This is a genomic window from uncultured Sulfitobacter sp. (assembly GCF_947502895.1).
In the GTDB taxonomy this organism is placed as follows: Bacteria; Pseudomonadota; Alphaproteobacteria; order Rhodobacterales; family Rhodobacteraceae; genus Sulfitobacter.
Genome location: NZ_CANNBM010000002.1, coordinates 1,031,012 through 1,055,151, shown reverse-complemented (window position 1 = coordinate 1,055,151; position 24,140 = coordinate 1,031,012). Strand labels below are relative to the sequence as shown.

21 protein-coding genes are annotated in these 24,140 nt (G+C 56.3%); 8 read left to right on the top strand and 13 right to left on the bottom strand.

Annotated elements, in window-relative coordinates; translation table 11 throughout:
• Window positions 1-344: 344 nt before the first annotated feature.
• Genes Q0903_RS13105 through Q0903_RS13090 form a run of 4 tightly spaced genes read right to left on the bottom strand, consistent with a single transcriptional unit; the run spans window position 345 to window position 4,298 of the window.
• A complete protein-coding gene (locus tag Q0903_RS13105; protein WP_299416015.1) occupies window positions 345-1,217 on the bottom strand; it encodes an amidohydrolase family protein in 873 nt (290 codons plus the stop codon).
• Between the two features lie 12 nt (window positions 1,218-1,229).
• Complete coding sequence (locus tag Q0903_RS13100) at window positions 1,230-3,047, bottom strand: feruloyl-CoA synthase (RefSeq protein ID WP_299416011.1); 1,818 nt, start codon at window positions 3,045-3,047, stop codon at window positions 1,230-1,232.
• Window positions 3,044-3,514, bottom strand: coding sequence for a MarR family transcriptional regulator (locus Q0903_RS13095; RefSeq protein WP_299027790.1), 471 nt, complete (start codon window positions 3,512-3,514; stop codon window positions 3,044-3,046). The genes Q0903_RS13100 and Q0903_RS13095 overlap by 4 nt, the downstream gene beginning before the upstream one ends.
• Window positions 3,515-3,530: 16 nt before the next feature.
• Window positions 3,531-4,298 carry a crotonase/enoyl-CoA hydratase family protein gene (locus tag Q0903_RS13090; RefSeq protein ID WP_299416008.1) on the bottom strand — a complete coding sequence of 256 codons (768 nt, stop codon included), beginning with the start codon at window positions 4,296-4,298 and terminating at the stop codon, window positions 3,531-3,533.
• Window positions 4,299-4,576: 278 nt separating this feature from the next.
• On the opposite strand from Q0903_RS13090, the gene Q0903_RS13085 reads away from it, so the two are divergent.
• Together Q0903_RS13085 and aguB are read left to right on the top strand one after the other, a co-directional pair.
• Window positions 4,577-5,608, top strand: coding sequence for a histone deacetylase family protein (locus Q0903_RS13085; protein ID WP_299416007.1), 1,032 nt, complete (start codon window positions 4,577-4,579; stop codon window positions 5,606-5,608).
• The gene (aguB, locus tag Q0903_RS13080) at window positions 5,601-6,470 is read left to right on the top strand and encodes an N-carbamoylputrescine amidase (protein WP_299416004.1); all 870 of its coding nucleotides are present in this window, start codon (window positions 5,601-5,603) and stop codon (window positions 6,468-6,470) included. The genes Q0903_RS13085 and aguB overlap by 8 nt, the downstream gene beginning before the upstream one ends.
• A gap of 51 nt (window positions 6,471-6,521) precedes the next feature.
• On the opposite strand, the gene Q0903_RS13075 is transcribed toward aguB, so the two are convergent.
• The 6 genes from Q0903_RS13075 to Q0903_RS13050 all read right to left on the bottom strand — a co-directional run bounded on the left by Q0903_RS13075 (window position 6,522) and on the right by Q0903_RS13050 (window position 13,965).
• Window positions 6,522-7,547: an extracellular solute-binding protein gene (locus Q0903_RS13075; protein ID WP_299416002.1), complete on the bottom strand. Its 1,026-nt coding sequence runs from the start codon at window positions 7,545-7,547 to the stop codon at window positions 6,522-6,524.
• A gap of 30 nt (window positions 7,548-7,577) precedes the next feature.
• Window positions 7,578-8,384 carry an ABC transporter permease gene (locus tag Q0903_RS13070; protein ID WP_299415998.1) on the bottom strand — a complete coding sequence of 269 codons (807 nt, stop codon included), beginning with the start codon at window positions 8,382-8,384 and terminating at the stop codon, window positions 7,578-7,580.
• Entirely contained in the window at window positions 8,377-9,279 is a 903-nt protein-coding gene (locus Q0903_RS13065) for an ABC transporter permease (RefSeq protein WP_299415996.1), read from the bottom strand. Before Q0903_RS13065 ends, Q0903_RS13070 begins: the two co-directional genes overlap by 8 nt.
• A complete protein-coding gene (locus Q0903_RS13060) occupies window positions 9,276-10,328 on the bottom strand; it encodes an ABC transporter ATP-binding protein (RefSeq protein WP_299415995.1) in 1,053 nt (350 codons plus the stop codon). Before Q0903_RS13060 ends, Q0903_RS13065 begins: the two co-directional genes overlap by 4 nt.
• A 41-nt stretch (window positions 10,329-10,369) precedes the next feature.
• Window positions 10,370-11,818, bottom strand: a complete 1,449-nt coding sequence (locus Q0903_RS13055) for an amidase (RefSeq protein WP_299415993.1) — start codon at window positions 11,816-11,818, stop codon at window positions 10,370-10,372.
• Window positions 11,819-11,919: 101 nt separating this feature from the next.
• Window positions 11,920-13,965: an NADH:flavin oxidoreductase gene (locus Q0903_RS13050; protein ID WP_299415992.1), complete on the bottom strand. Its 2,046-nt coding sequence runs from the start codon at window positions 13,963-13,965 to the stop codon at window positions 11,920-11,922.
• A gap of 113 nt (window positions 13,966-14,078) precedes the next feature.
• Between Q0903_RS13050 and Q0903_RS13045 the strand changes: the two genes are divergently transcribed.
• The gene (locus Q0903_RS13045) at window positions 14,079-14,690 is read left to right on the top strand and encodes a TetR/AcrR family transcriptional regulator (protein WP_299415989.1); all 612 of its coding nucleotides are present in this window, start codon (window positions 14,079-14,081) and stop codon (window positions 14,688-14,690) included.
• Window positions 14,691-14,701: 11 nt separating this feature from the next.
• Here the strand turns inward: Q0903_RS13045 and Q0903_RS13040 are convergent, their stop codons facing one another.
• The gene (locus tag Q0903_RS13040) at window positions 14,702-15,583 is read right to left on the bottom strand and encodes a DMT family transporter (RefSeq protein ID WP_299415987.1); all 882 of its coding nucleotides are present in this window, start codon (window positions 15,581-15,583) and stop codon (window positions 14,702-14,704) included.
• A 74-nt stretch (window positions 15,584-15,657) separates the two neighbouring features.
• Entirely contained in the window at window positions 15,658-16,638 is a 981-nt protein-coding gene (locus Q0903_RS13035) for a sterol desaturase family protein (protein WP_299415985.1), read from the bottom strand.
• 228 nt (window positions 16,639-16,866) lie between these two features.
• Between Q0903_RS13035 and Q0903_RS13030 the strand changes: the two genes are divergently transcribed.
• The 4 genes from Q0903_RS13030 to Q0903_RS13015 all read left to right on the top strand — a co-directional run bounded on the left by Q0903_RS13030 (window position 16,867) and on the right by Q0903_RS13015 (window position 22,492).
• A complete protein-coding gene (locus Q0903_RS13030; protein WP_299415982.1) occupies window positions 16,867-18,276 on the top strand; it encodes a M20 family metallopeptidase in 1,410 nt (469 codons plus the stop codon).
• A 197-nt stretch (window positions 18,277-18,473) separates the two neighbouring features.
• Window positions 18,474-19,703, top strand: coding sequence for an MFS transporter (locus Q0903_RS13025; RefSeq protein WP_299415980.1), 1,230 nt, complete (start codon window positions 18,474-18,476; stop codon window positions 19,701-19,703).
• Window positions 19,704-20,178: 475 nt separating this feature from the next.
• On the top strand, window positions 20,179-21,375 hold the full coding sequence (locus Q0903_RS13020; protein ID WP_299415977.1) for an acyl-CoA dehydrogenase family protein: 1,197 nt from the start codon (window positions 20,179-20,181) through the stop codon (window positions 21,373-21,375).
• A gap of 826 nt (window positions 21,376-22,201) precedes the next feature.
• Window positions 22,202-22,492 carry a hypothetical protein gene (locus Q0903_RS13015; protein ID WP_299415975.1) on the top strand — a complete coding sequence of 97 codons (291 nt, stop codon included), beginning with the start codon at window positions 22,202-22,204 and terminating at the stop codon, window positions 22,490-22,492.
• Between the two features lie 922 nt (window positions 22,493-23,414).
• On the opposite strand, the gene Q0903_RS13010 is transcribed toward Q0903_RS13015, so the two are convergent.
• Entirely contained in the window at window positions 23,415-23,843 is a 429-nt protein-coding gene (locus Q0903_RS13010; RefSeq protein ID WP_299027836.1) for an Rrf2 family transcriptional regulator, read from the bottom strand.
• Window positions 23,844-23,923: 80 nt separating this feature from the next.
• Here Q0903_RS13010 and Q0903_RS13005 point away from each other — a divergent pair, with 80 nt between their 5' ends.
• The gene (locus Q0903_RS13005) at window positions 23,924-24,079 is read left to right on the top strand and encodes a hypothetical protein (RefSeq protein ID WP_299027839.1); all 156 of its coding nucleotides are present in this window, start codon (window positions 23,924-23,926) and stop codon (window positions 24,077-24,079) included.
• The last annotated feature ends 61 nt before the right edge of the window (window positions 24,080-24,140 follow it).

Sequence of the window (24,140 nt, the reverse complement as noted above, 5' to 3'; positions counted from 1 at the left end):
ATGAAGCAGTCCCACCCAAAACAAACGCAAAAGCAGCCCCAAGTAAACTACCCCCAAATACTAAACGACGTCCCATAATCTCTCCCTAATGGTGATTTTTATCTATCGGTCCTAAATGGGCAGGCGTTGCCGGGCAATCTGTTGTTGCCCTTAGCCTGACCAAACTCCAGCGGACCTTTGGTTTTTGTGAGGTCAAGACAACACTATGTTGTCTCATATCGCAACAATTAATAGTTATGCCTTATACCTTTCTAGACCCGGTTGATTGTGACGCTGCATACCGTTTTCATTCGTTTGCCTGATACGTGATTTCAACCGCTCCAGCGCGCGCTGGGATCGCCATATCAACCCAACCCGAGCAGACGTGCTGCGTTGTTTTTAGTGATATCCTCGCGCAACTCGTCCTTGATGGCGATTTTTTCAAAGTCTGCGAGCCAGCGCTCGGGGGTAATCATCGGCCAGTCGGAGCCAAACAGTACTTTCTTTTTTAGGATCGAGTTGCAGTAGCGCACCAGAATTTCGGGAAAGTACTTGGGTGACCAACCGGACAGGTCGATATAGACATTGGGTTTGTGTTGGGCCACGGCCAGCGCCTCTTCCTGCCAGGGAAAGCTGGGGTGCGCGAGAATGATCTTCAGTTCGGGAAAGTCGACCGCAACATCATCCATATACATCGGGTTGGAGTATTTCAGCCGCATACCGTTGCCACCGGGCATGCCCGACCCGACGCCCGTTTGGCCTGTATGGAACAGGGCGATGCCGCCTTCTTCTGCAATCGCCTCGTAGAGGGGGTATGCCATGCGGTCATTGGGATAAAAGCCTTGCATGGTGGGGTGGAACTTGAACCCCTTGATCCCGAAGTCTTTGATCAATCGCCGTGCCTCCCGCACGCCCATCTTGCCCTTCCACGGATCAATCGATGCGAAGGGAATCAACACGTCGTCATTTGCCGCAGCCAGCTCCGCTACTTCTTCGTTTTTATAGCGGCGGTAGCCTGTCTCGCGTTCGCTATCGACGGGAAAAATTACCGCAGCGATGTTTTGTGCGCGGTAGTGAGCGGCGGTCTCCTCGATCGTGGGCGGATGCTTCCACGGTGCGCGAAAATAGGCAGCCATCGTGGATTGCAGATCGTCATAACCATCGTCACCGTGGCAGCCGCAGGGCTCTTCTGCGTGTGTGTGAATGTCGATTGCGCGGACTTTCGAGATGTCGACCATCGGGGGATCTCCTCAGAGTGTTATGACAGCGGGGTCAGGTGTATTGTAAAGCCGCGTCAACATATCTGCGCGCCCTGTGAGTATCTTGCGGAAGTTGAGGTTGCCTTTTGCCGTCATCTCGCCGTCTGGCATGGAGGGCGGTGTGGCGAGTACAATGGCACGCGCCACGCGGGTTGAGCTGCTGGCCCCCACGGCATGTGCGCCAAGGCGGGATTTGATCTCAGCGTGCAGCGCCTGATCTGTTAAGGCACCGCCAGTATCGCTCAGGTCAAAGCCGCTGTCTTTCAACGCTGCGGTGTTGGGAAAGATCATCAATCCGATCTGGTTTTTATCTGCGCCGGTGATCACAAGATCGGCGGCCAGCGGGGCAAGGCAGGCAAGCATATCAATGCGCAGCTGTGCCGCGCGTACCCATGTGCCCGTAAGCAGCTTGAAATCCTCGCTTATGCGGCCATCGAATTTCAAACCTTTGTTCACGTCGGCAGCGTCAACGAACTGCATCGCGTCACCGGTGATGAAAAACCCTTCTTCGTCAAACGCTGCGGCCGTCTTGTCAGGTGCGTTGAAATAGGCGCCCATCACATTCGGCCCTTTTGCGCGCACTTCAAAGCGATTGGTGTCATTGGGGATCAGTTTCAAAGTGGCGTCAGGCACAGGCACACCGACAACACCGGACCTGTCTGTTGGCTCTTGTTGTAGCAAGAGCGCGGGCGCTGTTTCTGTCAGCCCCCACGAGGATGTCATCAAAGGCACGCAGCCTTTCACCTCCATAGCCATTTCCTCGAACCCTTCCCATACGTCTTGGGGCAGGGACGCACCTGCATAAAAGATCATATCGAGGTTTTCAAAGAACCTTTGGCGTAGGGATTGATCGGATTGCAATGCGCCGAGCAGGAGCTGAAACCCTACAGGCACGTTAAAGCACATGGTGCCGGTAACCATACGCAGGTTCTCGATTGTCCGATCGAATACACCCGGTGCCGGTTTGCCATCGTCGATATACAGCGAGCCGCCGTTGGCCAGCATCAGGTTGAAATTATGCGAGCCGCCAAATACGTGGTTCCAAGGCAGCCAGTCAACAATGCGCGGCGGATGTTCGCGCAGAAAGGGCAATGTGTCGGCCAGCTGGGTCTGATTGACGCAAAGCATCCGATGGGTGGTCAGCACCCCCTTTGGCACAGAAGTTGACCCTGACGTCATCAGGATTTTGGCAACGGTATCGGGACCGACAAGCGCACGGGCGGCATTCAGATCAGCAGCAGCATCTCCGGCAACCAGCGCATCAAAAGAAGTCATCGCGGAGGTCGCATTGTGCGATGTGACAACCTCTACCCCGTCGAACAGATCAAGCGAAAGCGCCGCGCCGTATTGAGCCGCGTCTATCGCATAGACCATTTTCGGGCGGATGAGTTCGAATGCTTGCTGTAGGCGTCCGTGGGCTGCCGCCACCAGAGAATATTGCTCGGCCAGTGGTACAACAGGGATGCCGACATATTGCGCTGCAAGGGCAAGCAGCGCGTGATCGACACCATTTCCCGACATGATCACAATGGGGGTATTCGCTCCCATGCCGCGGCCCAGCAGCGCGCTTGCGATGCCCTGCACCTTCTGTAGGGTCTCGCTGTAACTCTGCTCGCGCCAGCCCTTACCGCTTCTTTCGGCGACGAATGTACGGGTTGGGGCGGTATTTGCCCAGCTGTCCAGCCATTCGCCAGTTGTGCGTGCCACTGGCCCCAAACGGTAGTCAGAAGTTAGCAGTACCGTGCCGTCAGCGCGATCTTCGCGGGTCACAGCATGGGGCAAAAACCGGTTTGTTCGCCGAACGCTCATCCTTTTGCTCCTCCTGATTGAATGTGAATCAGGGTTGCGATCATGGTGTCTTGCGCGCCTGTATCAATATCGCCAAGCAAAGCCTTCTCATGTGCAGTTACGGCGTCGGTAGCCTGCTGGAAAAGGTGCTGGCCTTTCAGCGTCACGCGCAGCGCATAAGCGCGCCGGTCGGTTGGAACCCGCTGACGCACGATCAGTTCACGCTGTTCCAGCTCGTCTACGATGACCACCAGATTGGGGCGTTCAACGTCCATTGCATCAGCCAGCTGAGATTGGCTCAGTCCCGGATTGTCCACAATCAGAACCAGCGCCGTATACGTCAGCATCCGCAGCTCGAACGGCTTCAGCGTCTTTGCCAGATCCGCTTGCACCACATTGAACGCGCGCTTCATGTGATAGCCCACAAAGGTCCGCAGCGTTGTGTCATTCGCTACAAATCCATCCGTCTTGCGCGTCGGTTTTTTCACGGGTTCCACCATCTGATCAGCGAAACTTGGGGGCGCGTTTTTCGAGGAAGGATTTCAGCCCTTCCTCTGCGTCCGGCGTCGTTTGCGACAAAGAGGCGACAAGGGATTCCGTGAACAAGCCGTCGCTTTGCGACATGTCGTTGATCCGCGCAATGGCCTGAACCATGAAATAGTTGGACAGCGGCGCATTGCGGGAGATTTTTCCAGCGAGCGATCTCGCGAGATCCATGCTCTCTCCATTACCGACGGCATAATGTGCAAGCCCCAGTCGCACGCCGTCATCGGCATCATATTTGCGTCCTGTCAGCATCATTTCGGTCATTCGGTCTGCCCCGATCAGGCGACCAACACGGGCTGTGGCACCACCGCCCACAAAAATCCCTCTGCGTCCTTCGGGCATCTGGAAAACCGCCGAAGCTTCGGCAATGCGCACATGTGTAGAAGCCGCAATTTCCAACCCGCCGCCAATGACTGCACCAAACATGGCAGAGACGACAACAAGACCGCCAAACTGAATTTTGTCCATAACCCCATGCCAATGGCGTGAATGGTAGAGGTTTTCCTCAGCCGAGCGATGGACGTGTTCCGACAGATCAAGCCCCGAACAAAAATGTCCGGCCGTTCCAGTCAGAATAGCCACCCGCACATCTTTGGGAGGCGCAGAAAAGAACGCATCCAGCGATTCCAAAAGCTCTTCACACATCGCATTACGCTTGTCGGGGCGGTTCATCGTCAGAGTGGCGATGCTGCCTTCGACCTCAATTTTGAGCATGGGTTCAGTCATTTACAAGTCCTTGGCCTATGGCCGTTCTGCGCATGATGGTACAATGCGCGGATTGACGTCATCCGCCAATTGGCACCGAAAGTAGAATATAATTATAGAATATAACTATTATGAGGCACATCAAGTGCTTTCCCATTTGCAGATTTTGCAGATGACATTGGACAACGCACACACCATTGCCTCTGCGGGGCCGCCTAGAGTTCTGAAAACGATAGACCTTCGCTCTTTTCCGTCGCACCATCATCGCGAAGTATTCAGAACCATGAGAGGACCCCAGTATGCGCATTATCTATAGCGAGGATCACCGTCTCCATTTCCCGCAAGCGGAGCTGTCGGGTGGGCAGTTCGTTACGCCATTCGAGCGGCCATCGCGGGTGGAATATATATTGAACCGGTTGAACGAGCGGCAGCTGAAAGACCTCGTAAGCCCTGACCCAGTTGATATGGCACCTGTGAAAGAGCTGCTTGATTCAGGTTATCTGACGTTCCTGGAAACCGCATGGGACGCGTGGAAAGACGCGGGGATGGAAGGTGAGATCATCGCAGCCAATGTCCCTGCACGCGGCATGCACATGGACAGGATCCCTGACAATATCGACGGTAAGGTGGGGTATTACTGTCACGCCTCCGAGACAGCGATGACCGCTGGTACATGGGCTGCGGCGCTGTCCTCGGTTGCTGCTGCGCAGACGGCACAACGGCATGTCGCGGCGGGTGCGAACGCGGCCTTTGCCCTATGTCGCCCACCCGGGCATCATGCTACTGCGGACCAGTACGGGGGCTACTGCTTTATCAACAATGCGGCTGTTGTCGCACAGATGTTTCGGACATCAGGGGCGCAGCGCGTGGCCATTCTGGACATTGATTTCCACCACGGCAATGGCACCCAATCGCTGTTTTATGGCCGTGATGATGTGATGTTCGCCTCATTGCATGGCGCGCCGCAGGACGCTTACCCTTATTATCTGGGCTATAAGGACGAAACAGGCGTCGGCGCGGGTGAAGGAACGAACCTGAACTATCCTATGGGGCCTGGAACAGGGTACGCGGAATGGGCGGCAGCACTGGATGACGCTATTGCCAAGATTAACAGCTGGGGCGCAGAGGCGCTTGTGGTTTCGTTGGGAGTGGATGCGTACAAAGAAGACCCCATCAGCTTTTTCAAACTGGAGAGCGATGATTTCACTGATGCAGGGCGTCGCATCGGTGCGATGAAGCTACCGACGGTGTTTTGTATGGAGGGCGGCTATGCTGTCGAGGCTGTTGGTATCAACACGGTGAATGTGCTCGAAGGGTTTAAAGATGCGTGAGGTGACATTTGCCGTAACGCAGTTTGCGGCAGATGCCGACCGTGCGCACAATCTGGACACTGCCGAAGAGTTGGTACGCGAAGCCGCAGGGCAGGGCGCTCAGGTGATCTTGTTGCAAGAGCTGTTTGCCGATCCTTATTTCTGCAAAACACAAAACCCCGCGCATTTTGATCTTGCGATGTCAGCGGATGAACCAAACTGGCTTGGCCGTTTTGCAGCCCTGGCAGAAGAGCTGTCGGTGGTCTTGCCTATCTCTTTCTTCGAGCGGTCGGGTCAGACCTATTTCAATTCAGTTGTAGTGTATGATGCAGATGGTTCTGATCTGGGGCTCTACCGCAAGTCTCACATTCCGCAAGGCCCGGGATACGAAGAGAAGTTCTATTTTTCGAATGGCGATAGCGGCTTTCGTGTCTATGAAACGGCCTATGGCTGCCTCGGAGTTGGAATTTGCTGGGACCAGTGGTTTCCAGAAGCGGCCCGCGCGATGGCGCTTTTGGGGGCGGAGGTACTGCTGTATCCGACTGCCATCGGTAGCGAACCCGATATGCCCGACCATGATAGCCAGCCCCATTGGCAAACTGTCATGCAGGGACACGCAGCAGCCAACGTCATGCCTGTCATGGCGTCGAACCGCGTAGGCACCGAGGCGCAGGACAACCGCAGTATAACCTTTTATGGCACGTCGTTCATCGCGAGTGAGACCGGTCAGGTGATCGGGCAGGCGGCGCGCGAGGGGCGCGGCATCACGCTGGCCACCATTGATCTGGACAAGGCCGCAAAACTACGCCGCAGTTGGGGTGTTTTTCGGGATCGCCGTGTGGATCTGTATGGCGCGCTCACCGTGCTGGATGGTGGGGTATAGAAAAGGGCGGGGCCATTACAGCTCCGCCCGCATCGTTTAGTCCAAGCCGCCTTATTTGAGCAGTTCGGTCCAGATCGCGGTATAGAGATCGGTCGCGGATTGGGGGCAGGTGGGCAGGAAACGGCCCGCCGCAGCCAGCTCTGCCGGGGCGATGATCTCTGGCGCGGTCTTCATATCTTCTGGCATGAACTCTTCCGAGCCTGCCACACCGTTCGCATAGCGGGCAAAGGCCGACAACATGGCGGCGTTTTCAGGCTCAAGTATAAAGTTGATGAATTGGTAGGCTTCATCCACGTTTTGCGCGTCAGACAGCAGCGCCACGGAATCCATGAACAATGGATACCCTTCAACCGGATAGCCAAAAGTCACATCAGGGTTGTTGATCCGCGCGCGCATGGTAGAGCCGTTCCAGTTGACCGATGCGGCATAGTCCCCCGAGGACAGCTTGTCCGTGGTGCCATAATCCATCGACAGCCATTTTGGCTTGGCTGCTACCAGCTTATCGCGCACTTCCCGCAGGACGGTCAGATCTTCGGTGCAGGCCTCGCCGCCCACGTTGAAGATCGCCATGTTCATTACATCGGTCATTTCGGGAACAATGTTGATCTTACCCACCAACTCATCTGGCGGGTTTAGGAATAGCTCTGAGGTATTTACATCGCCGCTATAGACGGAGGTATTGACGGCAATCCCGACAGAGCCCCACTGCCACGGCACTGAAAATTTGCGGCCCTCGTCCCATTCAACATCCCTCCACTGGGGCGCGATGTTGCCGATATTCGGGATGCGTGAATGGTCAAGTTCCTGAATCAGACCCTTGCGCGCAAATACGGGGACATAGTTTCCCGAAGGCACAACAAGGTCGAAACCCGCGCCTCCCGCCTCGACCTTGGTCAGGGCGGTCGTATTGCTATCATAGTCGGTTATCGTGACTTCGATACCGGTTTCTTCGGTGAATTTCGCGATCATTTCGGGGCTGGTGTAATTGCCCCAATTGTACAAGTTCAGTTGCCCTTCGGCCATCGCGGCAAAGCTGCTGGCCACAAGGGCGGTGGTTGCGATCAGGTAGGTTTTCATCGAAAGTCTCCCTAGTTGATGAACAGCGGGTCAATCCCGCTTTCTGGTAATGAAGAAAAACACGGTGAGGATAAGCACTGTCAGCGCGAGCAAAGCTGTCGAGATTGCGTTGACTTCGGGTGTCAGGGCGCGCCGCAATTGCCCCAGCATGTACGTGGGAAGTGTATCCTGCCCTGCGGATTTCACAAATTCGGTAATGATCACGTTGTCGAGCGATATGATAAAGGCCAGCATGGCCCCCGCAATAACACCCGGCAGCAGCAGTGGCAGGGTGACGTATCGAAAAGTCTGCCATGGCGTCGCGTAGAGATCAGCGGCGGCAGTCTCCATTGTCATGTCCATTCCCTCTAGCCGCGCTTTGATCGGCAGATAGGCAAAGGGAATGCAAAAGGCCGAATGAGCAAGGATCAAATAACCAAGGCCCGTATAACCTGTGGCCACTTTGACGGAGGAAAAGAAGATCAGCAGCGCCACGGCTGTCACAATCTCGGGCACCATCAGTGGTTGATTGATAATGATGTAGATTGTTGTCTGGCCCTTGAAATTGCCCCGCCGTGTGGTGCCCAAAGCGGCCATGGTCGCTACGGTAGTCGAAATGACAGAGGCCCAAAGAGCGATAACAAGCGAGCGTGCGGTGGCGTCCTGTACGGCATCGTTGTTCCACGCCACGACATACCATTGCAGCGAAAACCCACCCCACTGGCTGACCGAATTTCCCCCGTTAAACGAATAGATCACCAAAGTGACGATCGGCGCATAGAGCAGCACAAACGCAAGGATTGCGATAAATGTGAACCCTGGCAGGGTGGTGACATCAAAGACGCGTTTTTTACCCATTGGGATCATCCCGCGATGACACCCGCGTATAAACCACCAGAGAGACGAGAACGATCATCAGCAACAGCGTCGAGAGAGCCGCCCCAAGCGGCCAGTTCTGGCCCTGACCAAATTGCAGCTCGATAAAGTTGCCGATCATCATATTTTTGCCGCCGCCCAACACACGCGGCGTCACATAGGCGCCAAGGCTGGGGATAAAGACAAGGATACTCCCCGCAATAATCCCTGGTTTGATGATGGGCAGTATCACCCCGCGCAGAACCTGCCAACGGGAGGCATAAAGGTCATATCCTGCCTCTATCAAGCGGAAATCAAACCGGTCAATCGCCGCATAAAGCGGCAGCACCATCAACGGCAGATAGACATAGGCCATGCCAATCAGCACGGCGGTGTCTGTATAAAGTATCTGGATCGGCTCGGAGATGAGGCCGATGTTCATCAGCGCGGTGTTCAGGATGCCCTGATTGCGGATCACCTCCATGATCGCGAAGGTTCGGATCAGCAGATTGGTCCAGAAGGGGATAGTGATCAGGAACAACCAAAGCGCACGGGCCTTTGGCGGGCGCGTGGCGATGAACCAAGCGGTGGGCAGCCCAAAGGCGAACGTGATGAGCGTGGTCGCGATCGACAGCTTGATCGAGCGCCAGAAGATAGACAGGTTCGCATCTGCAAGGCTGATGGTCTGGTCAAAGATATCGCGCTGGAACAGCACCTGAAACCAGCCGTCCCCGGAGAGTATCCAGCGCACACCGGAATAGTCACCTTTTTCTAGCACCGAATAGACGGCGACGATCAGCAATGGGCCACTGGCCGCAAGGACCAGCAGGATCAGCGCAGGCGTCGAGAGCAGCCAGCCGTCTAGTCCTTTGCTGCGCTTGCTCGATCCGTCCTTCATGATTTAAGAACCTGAACCGCCTGCGCATCTATGTTGACGGTAACCTCATCCCCGACAGCAAAACGGGTAACAGAGTTGGACTGTATCCGCGCAACCAGATGGCTTTTGTCACCCAGTGCGAGGGTGTAATGCGTGTCGGTCCCCAGATAGGTCATCTCAACGATCCGCGCAGCGATGCCACCTTCTGTGGTAATGCTGACTTGCTCGGGGCGAATGGCCAGTGTGACGCTACCGCTTTGGCCGTCCAGCGGCACCGCGAGGGTGTCGCCCGTTCCAAGACGCACACCGCCTCGTTCAACCTGGCCTTCAAGAAAATTCGTCTCGCCGATGAAATCCGCGACAAAGCGGTTCACGGGGCGATCGTAAATATCATGCGGCGTGCCAACCTGTAGCAGTGCGCCCTCCGACATGACCCCGATGCGGTTTGACATGGTCAGGGCTTCTTCCTGATCGTGGGTCACGAAAATAAATGTAATGCCCGTCTCGGTTTGCAGTCGCTTCAGCTCGCTCTGCATTTCCTTGCGTAGTTTAAGATCCAGCGCCGACAGCGGCTCATCCAGCAGCAGCACTTGGGGTTCCGGAGCCAACGCCCGCGCGAGGGCCACGCGCTGCTGTTGCCCGCCCGAGAGGTGTTGCGGCAGGCGTTTGGCGAACTCCTCAAGTTTGACCAATGCCAGAACACGGGCCACAGCCTTGCTGACCTCTGCCGCGGGCTTGCCCAGCATTTTGAGGCCAAACCCGATATTGTCAGCGACATTCAGGTGCGGAAACAACGCGTAGGATTGAAAAACAGTGTTCACCGGCCGCTGGTTGGGTGGCGTGTAGGTAATGTCGCGGCCTGATAAATGGATTGCCCCTGATGTGGGGGTTTCAAACCCCGCAATGCAGCGCAGCAGTGTTGTCTTGCCGCATCCTGATGGGCCTAGCAGTGTGAAAAATTCGCCCTTTTCGATGGCAATCGAGACATCTCCGAGCGCGGTAACTGCGCCTGATCCTGTCCCGTAAATCTTGCCGACATTACGCGCGTCGACGGCGATATCTATCTTCAATCGCGGGTCCCCCTAGGGATACCTTGCGCGTGGATTGCGGCTTATGCAAGATATTCTGATAGCATGTTTGGCCGTTTTTGGGCCCAAGGGGCTGCCTGCTCAAGTTCCGCGCAAAGCGAAATGAGGGTGGTGTCATCCCCGAAAGGGGCGGCCAGATGAATACCAACAGGCAGCCCGTCAGCCGTCCAGTGTATCGGCACAGACGCGGCAGGCTGACCACTGGCATTAAAGGCAGCACAGAATGGCGAATACTCAAATACGCCACCTGCGCCCACGCGATAATTCGCATAGTCATCGCGGTTGTGGGTAAAGCGCCCAACCTTTGCGGGCGGCTCTGCGAGCGTTGCAGAGAGGATAATATCATAGCTGTTGAATGCCGCTGCCATCTCGCGGCCGTAGGCGTGGATTTTGTTGACCGCAGCGAGATACTGCGCGCCTGAAATGCTGCGCGCATATTCCAACGCACTGCGCGCCACACCCTGCACATCTCCTTGTTGCAAGTCGCGCCCTTTGGATTTCAGTGTCGCGTCGATCCACAGTGCCGTACCGCAGGCCACAATCTGGGTCCATGCGTGCATCATCCCTTCGTGATCTGCTTTAGGGCGGTCGGGGGTGATGACATGGCCCAGGCCTTCCAGTACGCGCGCGGTCGTCTCAACGGCTTCCTTGCAGGCAGGATCAATCGGCGCGCCTGTAAATGTCGTGTCGCAGACTGCGATCCGCAGGCGGCGCGGGGGGCGGGCGATGGCATCGCCGAAAGACATCTCCATTGCAGGGGCGGCATAAGGCGCGCCTAGATCAGGCCCTGCACAAGCATCCATCATTGCTGCATTGTCGCGCACCGAACGGGACAGAAAGCCGTCGATCGCCATGCCAGCCCATCCTTCGCCAGCCACCGGACCATCAGGGAAGCGGGCACGCGTGGCTTTGAACCCGAACAATCCACAGCTCGACGCGGGGATGCGCACCGATCCCCCCCCGTCCGAGCCGTGCGCCATTGGCACGATTCCCGCAGCCACTGCAGCCGCTGACCCACCAGAAGAGCCGCCGGATGTGCGCGACGTGTCCCAAGGGTTGCGCGTTGGGCCGTCGTATACATCTGCTTCGGTGACGGGGCCAATGCCGCCTTCGGGTGAGGTTGCGCGCCCGAAAGTCACGATGCCAGTTGCACGCATACGGCGGTAGATTTCGCTGTCATACGAATATGTCGTGTTTTTCAGCAAATGCGAGCCGCTATGGGATGGAAAATCCATAGCTTCCGCCCCGAGATCCTTGAGTAGAAATGGCACGCCTTTGAACGGCCCATCAGGCAGCCCAGCGTCGATCGCATCGCGGGCCGTCTGTTCTTGCATCAGCACGACCGCGTTCAGGTCGGGATTGAACGCGGCGACACGGGCAATGGCTTCGTCCAGCAACTCCTGCGGTGAAGCAGCGCCACTGGCAACTTGCTGCGCGAGATAAGTTGCGTCGTCATTGTATTCGTATGCCATTGGTTTGCTCCTGATCTCTGGATACACGCAGCCTAAGGGAAGCTGCAGAATGCACAACATAGACCTGCGCGATTGAGCCCGCGTAATTTCGCGGACAGACCTCAGATGTCTTTTACAAGACGCAGCGCATCATAGATTGCCGCATGGGTATTGCGCGCAGAGACGGCATCGCCAATGCGAAATAGCTGAAAAGTGCCAGCCTCGTTGCGTGTGACTGTCTGTGGCGTGCCTGCGATCAGCGCGTCATGGTCAACGGCACCTAAATTGGAGCTGAGCGGCTTGAGATCGAAATACAAATCATCCAGCGGCATGGTGCCGTAGTTAACAACCACTTGGTCGTACTCTCGAATATCGGTATGATCGCTATAGTCTGTTCCGATGGTTGCGGCCAGTTTATTGCCGCTTTGCGCAACTTCCAGCAGCCTGCGGGTTACGGTAAAGGTTACATCCTTGTCTTGCAGCGATCGCATGTAAGGCACGAGGTTCATGGCCATCACACCCGCTGCAAACGTACGGTCCGGCGTCATTACTTCGACTTTCGCACCTGCAGCTGCAGCTATTTCTGCGGCCTGCATTCCTGCGTGATCGCCGCTTTCGTCGTAAATCAGGATGTTCTGTGCGGGTTTTACATCGCCTGCGATAATGTCCCAAGAGGTGATTACGTGGGTGGCATCCTTGCCGGTTTCAAACAGTTCTGTGTTGGGCAGGCCGCCCGTTGCCGTTATTACCACATCAGGTTTCAGAGCGGTCACATCGGCTGCCTCGGCCCAAGTGTTGAACCGGAATTCGACATCGCGGGCAGCGCATTGCGCCATCCGCCATTCGATAATCGAGATCATATCGCGTCTGCGCGGGCTTTGCGCCGTGAGGCGGATCTGACCACCCGGATCGGGCTGCGCCTCGAACACCACCACATCATGGCCCCGTTCCGCGGCAACGCGCGCGGCCTCCAGCCCTGCTGGGCCAGCTCCGATGACTACGATCTTGCGTTTGGTAGCCGCCGGCGTGATCGTATGCGGCATCGTCAGTTCGCGGCCCGTGGCAGCATTGTGGATGCACAAGGCATCGCCCGCTTCATAAATCCGGTCAAGGCAGTAGGTTGCACCAACGCAGGGGCGGATATCCTCCTCGCGGCCCTCCATGATCTTTTTCACCACATGGGGGTCGGCCATGTGCGCTCGCGTCATGCCGACCATGTCCAGCAGCCCAGCCTCAACCGCATGGCGTGCGGTAGCCACATCGGGAATTTTCGCCGCGTGGAAGGTGGGCATGCCCGTCAGTTTTTTCACCTGACCTGCAAAATCAAGATGCGGGGCGCCTGCCATGCCTTGTATCGGGATCAGGTCGGTCATTGCGGGGTCGGTATGGATACGTCCGCGCACGACATTCAGGAAATCGAGCTGTCCTGTCGCCGCAAGTTTTTTGGAGATCTCCAGCCCGTCTTCGGCTGTGATGCCACCTTTTTGCGCTTCGTCTGCAGTATAGCGGAAACCAACAATGAATTCGTCACCCACCCGTTTGCGGATCGCGGCCAGCACATCCATCGGAAACCGCATGCGGTTTTCAAGCGTGTCTGCGCCATATGGCCCGACCAGATCATTCGTCAGGGGCGACCAGAATTGATCCAGCAGGTGGCCGTAGACTTGCAATTCGATCCCGTCCATTCCGCCCGCCTGCATCCGTTCGGCTGCATCGGCAAAATCGCTGATGATCCGATCAATATCCCAGTCTTCGATCAGTTTGGGGAAGGCGCGGTGAGCGGGTTCGCGATGTTTGGAAGAGGATACGGAAGGCAGCCAGTCGCCCTTGTTCCAAGTGGTGCGGCGGCCCAGATGCGTCAACTGGATCATCACCGCGCAGCCATGTTCATGGCAATCATCTGTCAGGTTTCTGATCCACGGCACGACCTCGTCTTTGTAGGCGAGGATGTTGTTGAATACGGGTGGACTGTCTTTTGATACGGCGGCAGAGCCTGCTGTCATAGTCAGGGCAACGCCCGCTTTGGCGCGCTCGGCATGATAGGCGCGATAGCGGTCCTTGGGCATTCCGTCTTCGGGATAGGCGGGCTCATGGCTGGTGGTCATGATCCGGTTTCTCAACGTCAGATGTTTCAGCTGGAAGGGTTGGAGCAGGGGGTCTTTTGTCATTGGAACATCTCGCAGTTGTCGAGGATCAAAACGGGGCAGGCGCCTTGTGTGGAGAGGCTTATCAAACAGTGGCGCATAATTGACATATGTGTCAAGAAAGCTAGGCTGTGCCTATGACAGCACATCCCGCCCGTCCTCGCGCAACCAAAGACATGTGGCTCAACGCGGCGTATGATCTGTTGATTTGCGATGGGATTGAGGCGGTAAAGGTAATGCCATTGGCAAAGCGCCTGAACCTGACACGCACAGGCTTTTATTGGTATTTTCAGGATATATCCGAGTTGCACGCCGCAATGATTACGCGGTGGGAAAGCCGGAATACCGCGCAGCTGGTCGCCCGGTGCCGCAAGCAAGCGATTAGCATTTGCGAAGCACTGTTCAATCTGATGGACTGTTGGCTGGATCCCGCATTGTTCGATGCGCCGCTTGATCTGGCGATCCGCAACTGGGCGCGGGTGGATGAGGGTCTATCACGGCGTCTGGCCGCAGCAGACGCTGCACGTATCGGCGCTATCGCGGACATGTTTGCCCGCCATGGCTATACGGCGGAGCAGTCAGAAGTGCGCAGTCTGACGGTCGTCTACACACAGATCGGTTATATTTCCATGCAAGTTCAGGAACCGCCCGCCGAGCGCCTTGCGCGGGTCAGACACTACGTCGAGTTGTTTGCAGGTAGTGCGCCTGCCGATCATGAGGTGGAAGCGTTCTTGAAACGGCACAGGTGATCCGCGCCGCCCTACGCACGCCCACGTGACAGAATGAAAACGCCCGACGCCACGATCAGGGCTGAACCTGCGATCATTGCGATGCTCACCTGTTCGCCAAACACAGCCACACCCAGAAAGATGCCAAAAAGCAGCCTTGTGTAGCGCAAGGGCGTCACGGCCGAGACTTCTCCGGTGCGCATGGCCCGCATCAGGCAGGCATAAGCGGCACAGCCTGCAAATATTGCTGCCAGCAAAGTAAACGTTATGGATGTATCAGGCATGGAGAATGGAACGCGCTGCCATACGGCATAGAGCGCGCCTGCGACGACAATAGCAAGAAAGCCATAAAGCCCGAGAACGGCTGTACCAAGCGAGACAGGTGCCGCGCGACTTGCCAGATCACGGCCTGCAAAACCGATCATACCAACCACCGCCAAAAGCGAGAGGAGCGAAAAGCTCTCTGCACCGGGTTGGATCACCACAAGCACGCCAAGCATTCCCACTGCAATCGCAGTCCATCTACGCCAGCCAACTTTTTCGCCAAAGATAAGTGCTGCCCCCGCGACAACGACCAGAGGTGTTGCTTGGAGGATCACCGTCGCGGCAGACAGCGGGATGAGCGATATGGCAAGCACATAGAAAAGTCTGCCGATGACCTCGAACAGCACACGAATTCGCATAGGCAGCGACAGGACATCGGGCACAAACAGGGGCTGGTTATTTGTGCGCGCTGCGATCGCAAACACAGACGCACCGCCCAAGCCGAAAATGATCAGGATTTGACCAATAGGCATTGTCTGGGATGCCATCTTGATCAGGGCGTCTTCCAGCGCGAATGCAGCCATTGCAGCTATCATCCATATGCTGCCGCGCAGGTTCGCCGTGGCTGTTGTGTCGATTACCGGTGTCATACGCGTTGCGTTAGACCCCAGAACCTAGCAATCGGCAAAGCAAATATGCGCGATCTACCCGGTGTGCGACTGGCCTAGCTGCCCATGATCCGCTTGCGTCGCTCTTTCATCTGTTCATTCGCGGCGGCGGTGCCGTCATGAAACGAGCCAAAAAACTTGTCCCACGGAATTTCAAGCGATCCATAGTTACACTCAAAATAGCGGTGGTGCATTTGGTGGTGAAATGTCCCCAGCTTCAGGCGGTTTTCATCCTTTACCACCAGCCCCTCGAATCCCGTATGGGTCGTGACCGCAGTGAGGGTGTAATATTGCAGGTGGAACAGAATATGCACCGGATGGGCCGCGACGACCCAGTGTATCAGTACCGAGCCTAAAAAGATCACATGTTCAACCGGATGCATCGACAGGCCTGACCATGGCCCGACATTAATGTTGCGGTGGTGCAGCGCATGGACGTGCTTGTAAAAGAACGTAACATGCAGCAAGCGGTGTATCCAGTAAAAATAAAAGCTCTCCCAAATGGGGATAAGCAGGAAAAGTGCCACGAACCATATAGGATTGGCAGCCCACGTCAGCATGGGGGCATAGCCGTTGGCCAATGCCCAGAACATCAAGACCTCATATGCCGTCCATACCGTGACACCGCTGGCAAGTGTCCAGAACATATTGTCTCTGATCTGCCCCCCGAGCGTGAACTGTTTGCCGTTTTTCATCAGCGGGCGCGGGTCATAGCGCAGGCGCTGGCCTTGTTTGGTGAAGGTGTAGAAATACAGATGCAGCCCGCCTGCCACTGCGGACATCAACACCAGATTGCGCAGATAGATCTCGGCTATCCAGCCGACAGCGATGGTCCGTGTCTCCTCCAAAGGGGGTTGGAACCAATAGAATGATACAAACGCAATACCGACGATGATCAGCTTTTCAGTGATCAAAAACCACGCGTTCCAGACCCATGCCAACATCTCCAGCGGGCGCAGGGGCCATCTGAAAAACGGCGATACCTGCAAGGGAACATCGGGTACATGGTTCCAGCCTTTGAGCGGTGCGTCGTCCATTTGGCATACCTTGTACAGACTTGCGTGCAGCGCCAACTGTGCCACAAAGCAATCAATATGCCAGCCAATTCGCCGCTGGGATGATTGAGTTGTGCTGCGCGGTGTGGAAACATTCAGCACAATCCCGCGTCAGACTGTTTTTTGCCCCTCCCATTTCTGGTTTGTGACTTTCTTCGTGTTCGTGGTCATAATGCTGCTGCGTCCGCTTGATTACTGGAGTTCTACGATATGTCCCTTCGTGATGCTGCCCTTGCCCATGCCGCCGCATATTTTGATGCTGGTGGCTTCAAGGCCGATCTGGCGGCGTTGGTATCGGTGCCAAGCGAAAGTCAGGCCCCAGAAGGCGCACCGCATCTGCATGTCTACCTTGAACAGCATATCATCCCGATGCTGGAATTTCTGGGGTTTGACTGCCGCGTGTTGGGCAGCGAGATGGTGGGCGCAGGCCCGTTCCTGTTAGCACAGCGGATAGAGGACGCAGCCCTGCCAACCATTCTGACGTATGGTCACGGTGATGTTGTCAGAAGCCAGCAAGACCAATGGCAAGAAGGACTGCAGCCATTTGAACTGCACGAACGTGACGGGCGATATTACGGACGCGGCAGTGCTGATAACAAAGGCCAACATCTTATTAATTTTCAAGCACTCGCTGCTATTCTGGCCGTACAGGGCAAGCTGGGCTTCAACTTCAAAGTGCTGTTCGAGATGGGCGAGGAAGTCGGGTCTCCCGGGTTGAAGGACGTGTGCCAGCGCCATGCAGAAGCGTTGTATGCGGATGTGTTTATTGCCTCGGACGGTCCGCGCATCTCGCCTGATACGCCCACTTTGTTCACAGGTTCGCGTGGCGGTTTGAACTTTGATCTGGTTGTTGATCTGCGCGATGGTGCGCATCATTCGGGCAACTTTGGCGGTCTGCTTGCCGACCCTGCGATACTCCTTGCGCATGCGATTGCGTCCATCACGGATGCGCGGGGGCAGATACAAATTCCTGAATGGCGGCCCACCAGCCTGACGGAAGATATCAAAAAGGTGCTGTCTGCCTTGCCTGATGTCGACGCGGGTTTCGCGCTTGATCCCGACTGGGGAGAAGCAAGCCTGACCATGTCCGAGCGTGTTTTCGGCTGGAACAGTTTTGCCGTACTGGCAATGAAATCGGGTAATCCCGAAGCGCCTGTAAACGCGATATCAGGCTATGCCCGCGCCGCGTGTCAGCTGCGATTTGTCGTCGGAACACAGATGGACGAAATCCTTCCAGCCCTTCGCCGTCATCTGGATGCGCAAGGACATACACAGGTCGGGATCGTGCAACCCGAGGGCATCCCGTTCGCGGCGACCCGTCTGGATTTAGACAATCCGTGGCTCGGCCTTGTTGGTGCATCGCTGGAGAGGACCAGCGGCCATACGCCCGATTTGCTGCCCAATCTGGGGGGGTCTTTGCCGAATGACTGCTTTGCGGATGTGCTGGGCTTGCCGACGATCTGGATACCGCATTCCTATGCAGGCTGCTGCCAGCATTCCCCGAACGAGCATTTGCCAATACATCTGGCGCGCCAAGCACTGTTGTGCATGACAGGGTTGTTTGCTGACATTGCTGCTTCAGGCGCACCAGAGTGCGCTGATAAGCAGACCAAAGTCTAAATATCCAGACATAGTGCGCGCCCCGTCAGTGGTGGTATTAATGCGCGCTGAGTGCGGGTGGCTTGGTCAATACCGATGGCTGAACGGACATAAATCGCCTGTGGCAGACGGCTTTGGGGTGCGACTGCATAGCTTGATTGTTCAGTATTTGGCATTTGGCGCTTGTCAGGGTGTGCTTTCAGGTGTCGGGTAGACACATGAAGTTAAACGGCCCTTTCCTGTTCATCCTCGCGACGCTGATGATTGATGCCATAGGCGTGGGCATTGTATTTCCTATCATGCCCGATCTTATGGACCGCGTCGGAGCGTCCAGTACAGCAGAGGGGGCGTTTTGGGGCGGGGTCATGATGTCGGCCTATGCGGCTGCAATGTTCCTGTTCGGTCCAATTGTCGGCAGCCTGTCTGATGCCTATGGGCGCAGGCCCGTTTTGATCGCAGCTTTGGTTACGCTGGCGATTGATTATGTGATTATGGCCGTGGCGCAGACCTATTGGGTTTTGCTGGTTGGACGGGTTATTGCGGGCATGGCAGGGGCTACCTACATCACAGCTACGGCCTATATCTCGGATATTGCCAAACCCGAGGAGCGTGGTGCGGCCTTTGGAATGATCGGTGCTGCTTTCGGGATCGGGTTTGTTTTCGGGCCAGCGCTGGGCGGGGTTGCTTCGGGATGGCACATCACAGCGCCCTTTTGGATTGCGGCGGGGCTCTCTGCGTTGAACGTTGTGTTCGGCATCCTGATCTTGCCGGAATCGCTTAAACCCGAGAACCGCAGGCCCTTCGGCAGGCGTGATCTGAACCCCTTTGGCAGCATTTTGCGCGCCTTTGCGATACCGGGGTTGGCCGTGCCGCTGGTGTGTATCTTTGTTTTCGAGTTCGCAAATATGGTCTATCCAACGCTTTGGGCGTTTTGGGGGCGTGAGGTTTTCGGTTGGGACGGCTTTACCATCGGATTGACCTTGTCGGCATACGGTATCCTGATTGCGGTCGTTCAGGCGGGCCTGTTGCCACAGCTTACAAAACGGTACGGCGATTATAAAACGCTGCTGATCGCAACGGCAGCTGCCGTCATCGGGCTGGTGGGCTTTGGCTTTTCTACGGCGGCTTGGGCTGTGGCGATTGTGCTGCCGCTGGCGACCCTTGCAGATATGGCGCCGCCCCTGATGACAGCATTTGCCGCCAACCGTGTGGGCGAGGATAGTCAGGGACTGGTGCAAGGCGTCATTGCTTCGCTGGCATCTGTAGCAGCTGTTGGCGCGCCATTGGCTTTGACAGGTGCGTTTGAACGGTTTGTGAATGGCGACGGGATCTATTTTCCAGGTGCGCCATTTCTCATCGCGGCCGTTCTTGTTGTGGCGATTGTCCCGCTGATCCTGCGCCTGAACCCGTTGCGATCTGGTACAGCGGGCCACCACAAAAACCGCTGATTTCACGGGTCTTGGCACAGGTGTTGGACTGTACCTGACGCAATCCGTAGGTCTGAAACAGTATTTAAGTTATGCACCAACCAGACAGTCATTCATTCTCAGGTTTTCCGACTGGTGGCTAGCGCTTTGTTTCGTCTGTCTGGGTTGCCGACCGCCGCACAACTGGAACGCCTGCCGGGCGATTGTGATGCAATCACTGCATTTGTGTTCGGAGAATTCCGCGCGCAAAAACGGCCTCACCGCACCTGTCTGCGCGCCCCCCGCTAAAGCGCGCAACCAAACGCGCGCCTTGCAAAAACCCGACGACTTGCCGGTGTCGAGCTGTGCGATGATTTTCCGCGCAACGCTTTGGGCAAAGTGATAGTGACAGACCTGCGCGCGCCCTATTGGAAAGGCGCACAGACCCAGGCAGTCTTGCAGCGTATGATCACAAAGCACCCCAAGCCCCTCAGGGCATACATAGGACAAGAATGAAATGAGCTTTCAGATGGAACGGCGCGGCATTTCGGACCGCGCACTTGATATCGCTGACAGGGTTGAAACATTTGTGCGTAACACGGTGGCCCCGTTTGAGCGCGACCCCCGCCTTGGTTCCCACGGGCCTGCCGAAGAACTCTCGCATGAGCTGAAGGCACTGGCGCGTGCCGAAGGGTTGATGACACCGCATATTCTTGATGATGGCGGGCATCTGACACAGCGCGAAACAGCGGCTGTGCTCATCCGTTCGGGTCTGTCGCCGCTCGGCCCGCTTGCCGTGCACACCTGTGCGCCTGACGAGGGCAATATGTTTCTTTTGGGCAAAGTGGCCTCGCCCGATTTGCAGGCGCAGTTCTTGCCGCGCATGGTATCGGGGGAAATCCGCTCTGCCTTTTTTATGACCGAACCTGCGGAGGATGGTGGCGCGGGGTCGGACCCGTCCATGATGCAAACCACTTGCAAGCTGGATGGGAACCATTGGGTGATCAACGGGCGTAAAACCTACATCACAGGCGCTGACGGTGCAGGCATGGGCATTATCATGGCCAAGGCTGATGCGGGGGCGTGTATGTTTCTGGTAGATCTGCCGCACCCCGCCGTGCGGATTGAGCGAGTTATGGACACCATAGACAGCTCTATGCCCGGGGGGCATGCTGTGGTGAACATTGACAACCTGCGCCTGCCCGCCGACCAGATGTTGGGGGAGGCTGGCGAGGGGTTTAAATACGCTCAGGTCAGGCTTGCACCTGCACGCTTGAGCCACTGTATGCGATGGCTCGGCGCCTGTATCCGCGCGCATGAAATCGCGGTGGACTATACCAACCGCCGCCATGCATTTGGCAAGCCCTTGGTCGACCACGAGGGTGTAGGCTTTATGCTGGCGGAGAACATGATGGACCTCAAGCAGGCCGAATTGATGGTCTATTGGTGTGCTGATGTGCTGGAAACCGGCGCGCGCGGCACTGTCGAAAGCTCAATGGCCAAGGTCGCCGTGTCAGAAGCGCTGATGCGGGTGGCGGACCGTTGTGTGCAGTGCATGGGCGGGCAGGGTGTCACAGGGGATACAATCGTTGAGCAGGTCTTCCGCGAAATCCGTGCCTTTCGCATCTATGACGGCCCGACCGAGGTGCATAAATGGAGCCTTGCGAAGAAGATCAAACGCGATTGGAGAAAAGCGCAAGAAGCGGGGGAGTAATACTGCTGATCCGTGCGGCGGGGGGGGGCGCAAAAGCGTTTGTGGTTTCTTGATGCCGCACCTCTGTGCCTCGCACCAAAACCTGTCTGTTATTGCGCGGATGCAATTACGCGATGCAATCCGCGCCTAGGGGCCTTCGCTCGCACGGCGAGGGACGCGATATCATTGTCCATTCTGCCGTGGTCACGGATGATCCGAATGGGATCGGTCCCGATACGGAAATCCTCGATGCGTTTGCCGGAATGTGTCGTGAAGCGGGTAAGGATAAGAATCTGTTGGATCAGTCAAAGCCAGAGATCTGGGCCAAGTCTGTCATGCTCACTCACTTCAAGCAGGTGTCTTGCATGACGCGCCTTCCTTTTTTTTTGGGGGGGGTGCATCGAAGCGACTTAGCCGCGTCAGCGTCGCGACCCCTATCCACGATATCGGCTAAGCGATGATGTACCCGCATAGCGCGCCGCAGCAGTCCTGTGCTGGTCAATCTGCCCCTTTAACACGCCTACACTATCACATCAGACGCAGTGCATTAACGCTAAAACAATTGGACAATATCGGCTGCGCAAGTGGTCGCTGATATTGCGGTGTAGACGTCACGGATCATAGGGAAGCAGATATGCGGATGGTCGTCGAATTTTTGCAGAGGCTGACCGAGTGTTTTGGCAGGATGGTTTTCTGAAGTACGCTGTTTATGGGCCTGTTGTCCTTCACCACCATTGTGCTGCGATATGTCTACGGTAACAGCAACAGCGCGATAATCCTCGCAGGTTCCGCACGATATACGCGGCCGCATAGCGCGCACGTTCGTGTCGATATTCTCCATGGCGCAATGTCAGAGCGCAGCAGGGACTTGGTCGGCGTGCTTGGGGGCGTGTTTCCTGTTCTCTGTGCCGTCTGGGGCAAAGGGCAGCCTTCTGTCGCGCGCTCTTGGGCGCTGGGCGAGACATCGAACGAAGTGGCTGGCGTTGAATATATGTTCCTGCTCAAAACCTTCATTCTTGTGCTCGCTGTTCAGGGTGTTTCGTTCACACTACGCAAGCTGCATATCCTGATCTATGGAACGCCGACCTTTAGTGGTTGGAGGCAGTGGTCGGAAATAACCTGCAAACGTCATTTCTGACGCCGCCTTTCGGTTTTGCGTTATTCCTTCTCAGGGTGGTGGCCCCGCCGATTTGCAGATGAAACAAATCTGTAAAGGCATGCTGTGATTTGTTGGGCTACAGCTTTTGAGTTTGGCGCTGGTTGCGGCGTCTCCAATGCTGGTAACGGGCTTGCCGACTTACCTGTTCAGGCAAAGCGGTGCGCTAGGAAGCTTAACCCCTGCCTTCCAATATCACCACCGAACATGCGGTCTGGCCAAATCCGATGACGCCACCGCCTTTTTCGGCCAAGGCGATCCGCGCGTTACTGGCCTGACACGCGCCTGCCTCGCCGCGCTATCGGACAGAAAGCTCGTGGATCATTGGCAGGCCCGTCGCGCCAACGGAATACCCATGGGAAACCAGCTCCCACCGACAAATTGACGGGGCGTGCGCCGCCTAGGAGTGTCGCACCGGATCCGACATAGCTGCGGCCTACCCCATGCTCGGCAAAGCCCCGTATTTCCGCCTGAAAGGGTGGATGCGCGCATTTTGACCGCACGCTTCTGCACCGCTTTGTATTGCGCGCGCAGGTATTCGTCTGAACATCCCTGTGCCGCAACAGCCCCGCTCCCGATGGGGGCGCAGATGGCTCGGGTAAGGCGAACGAAACGGCGCGATCTGCCCCTCCCAGCCGTCCATTTTCAGGTTGAGGCAGGTATGCGCCCCTTGGCCAAACGTCAGGTCGCGGTTGAGCGATGTCAAAGCGGTTGGGTGCACCGAGCACGGCGGGGTCTGTTTTGAACAGCGGCAATTGATCGGGGTGCTGCAACAGCCCAAGCAGCGACGTGCTGATCAGGTTGTCTGCCGTCTCATGCCCCGCGAAGAGGTGCTGGCCGTGCAAATTAGACCAGCGATCGTTGGTTTTATCTGCTGTTCTGTCACAGGCGGTTGTCAAGCCAGCTAGAGCTCTAGCAGGGTCGCCAGCGCATCACGGGATTGGGTTATGTCCGCAAGAGTATAGCGGTCGAGCACCGCAAAAAACGCTTCTTGTGCTTCGGCCAAAGGGTTGCGTAACCCGCAGGCAGGCAAGATCAGGCAGGACTTGTTCGCGCCAAAACACTCGACCACCGGATCATCGCGTTTAAGTGCGCGGACTACACTTCCGATGCGTATGTCATCCACCGGCTTTGCAAGCGTGAGCCCGCCATTGCGCCCCCGCTCGGAGGCGACAAATCCCTCGCGGACAAGCTGGGTCGAGACCTTTGCAAGGTGATTTTCAGAGAGACGATAAAGCGTTGCAATCTGGGAGGTCGAAACACGTTCGGGCGCCCGCACAGCGAGCGTTACCAGAATCCGAAGTGCATAGTCTGTGAATTTATCTAACTGCATAGGCAATATTTAGCATTTACAATGCGTATTTAAAAGCGATAGATAATACGCATCTGAAATACTTAATAAAGGTGTATCACATGTCATTTTCCAAAGCATTTCTCTGGCCCGGCACAAAGGTCTGCGAACATCTGGGCGTAGACCCCGAATCCGATGCAGGTTTGATCCGCTGGATGGTCAACACACTCGTATACCTCATCATCAGTCTGGTATTCGTCTGGATTGTCGTTGTTTGAAAAAGGGCTCAACCGGTCCCTGTATTCAAAACAGCCCCGTCTGCCATACGCACTCAATGCT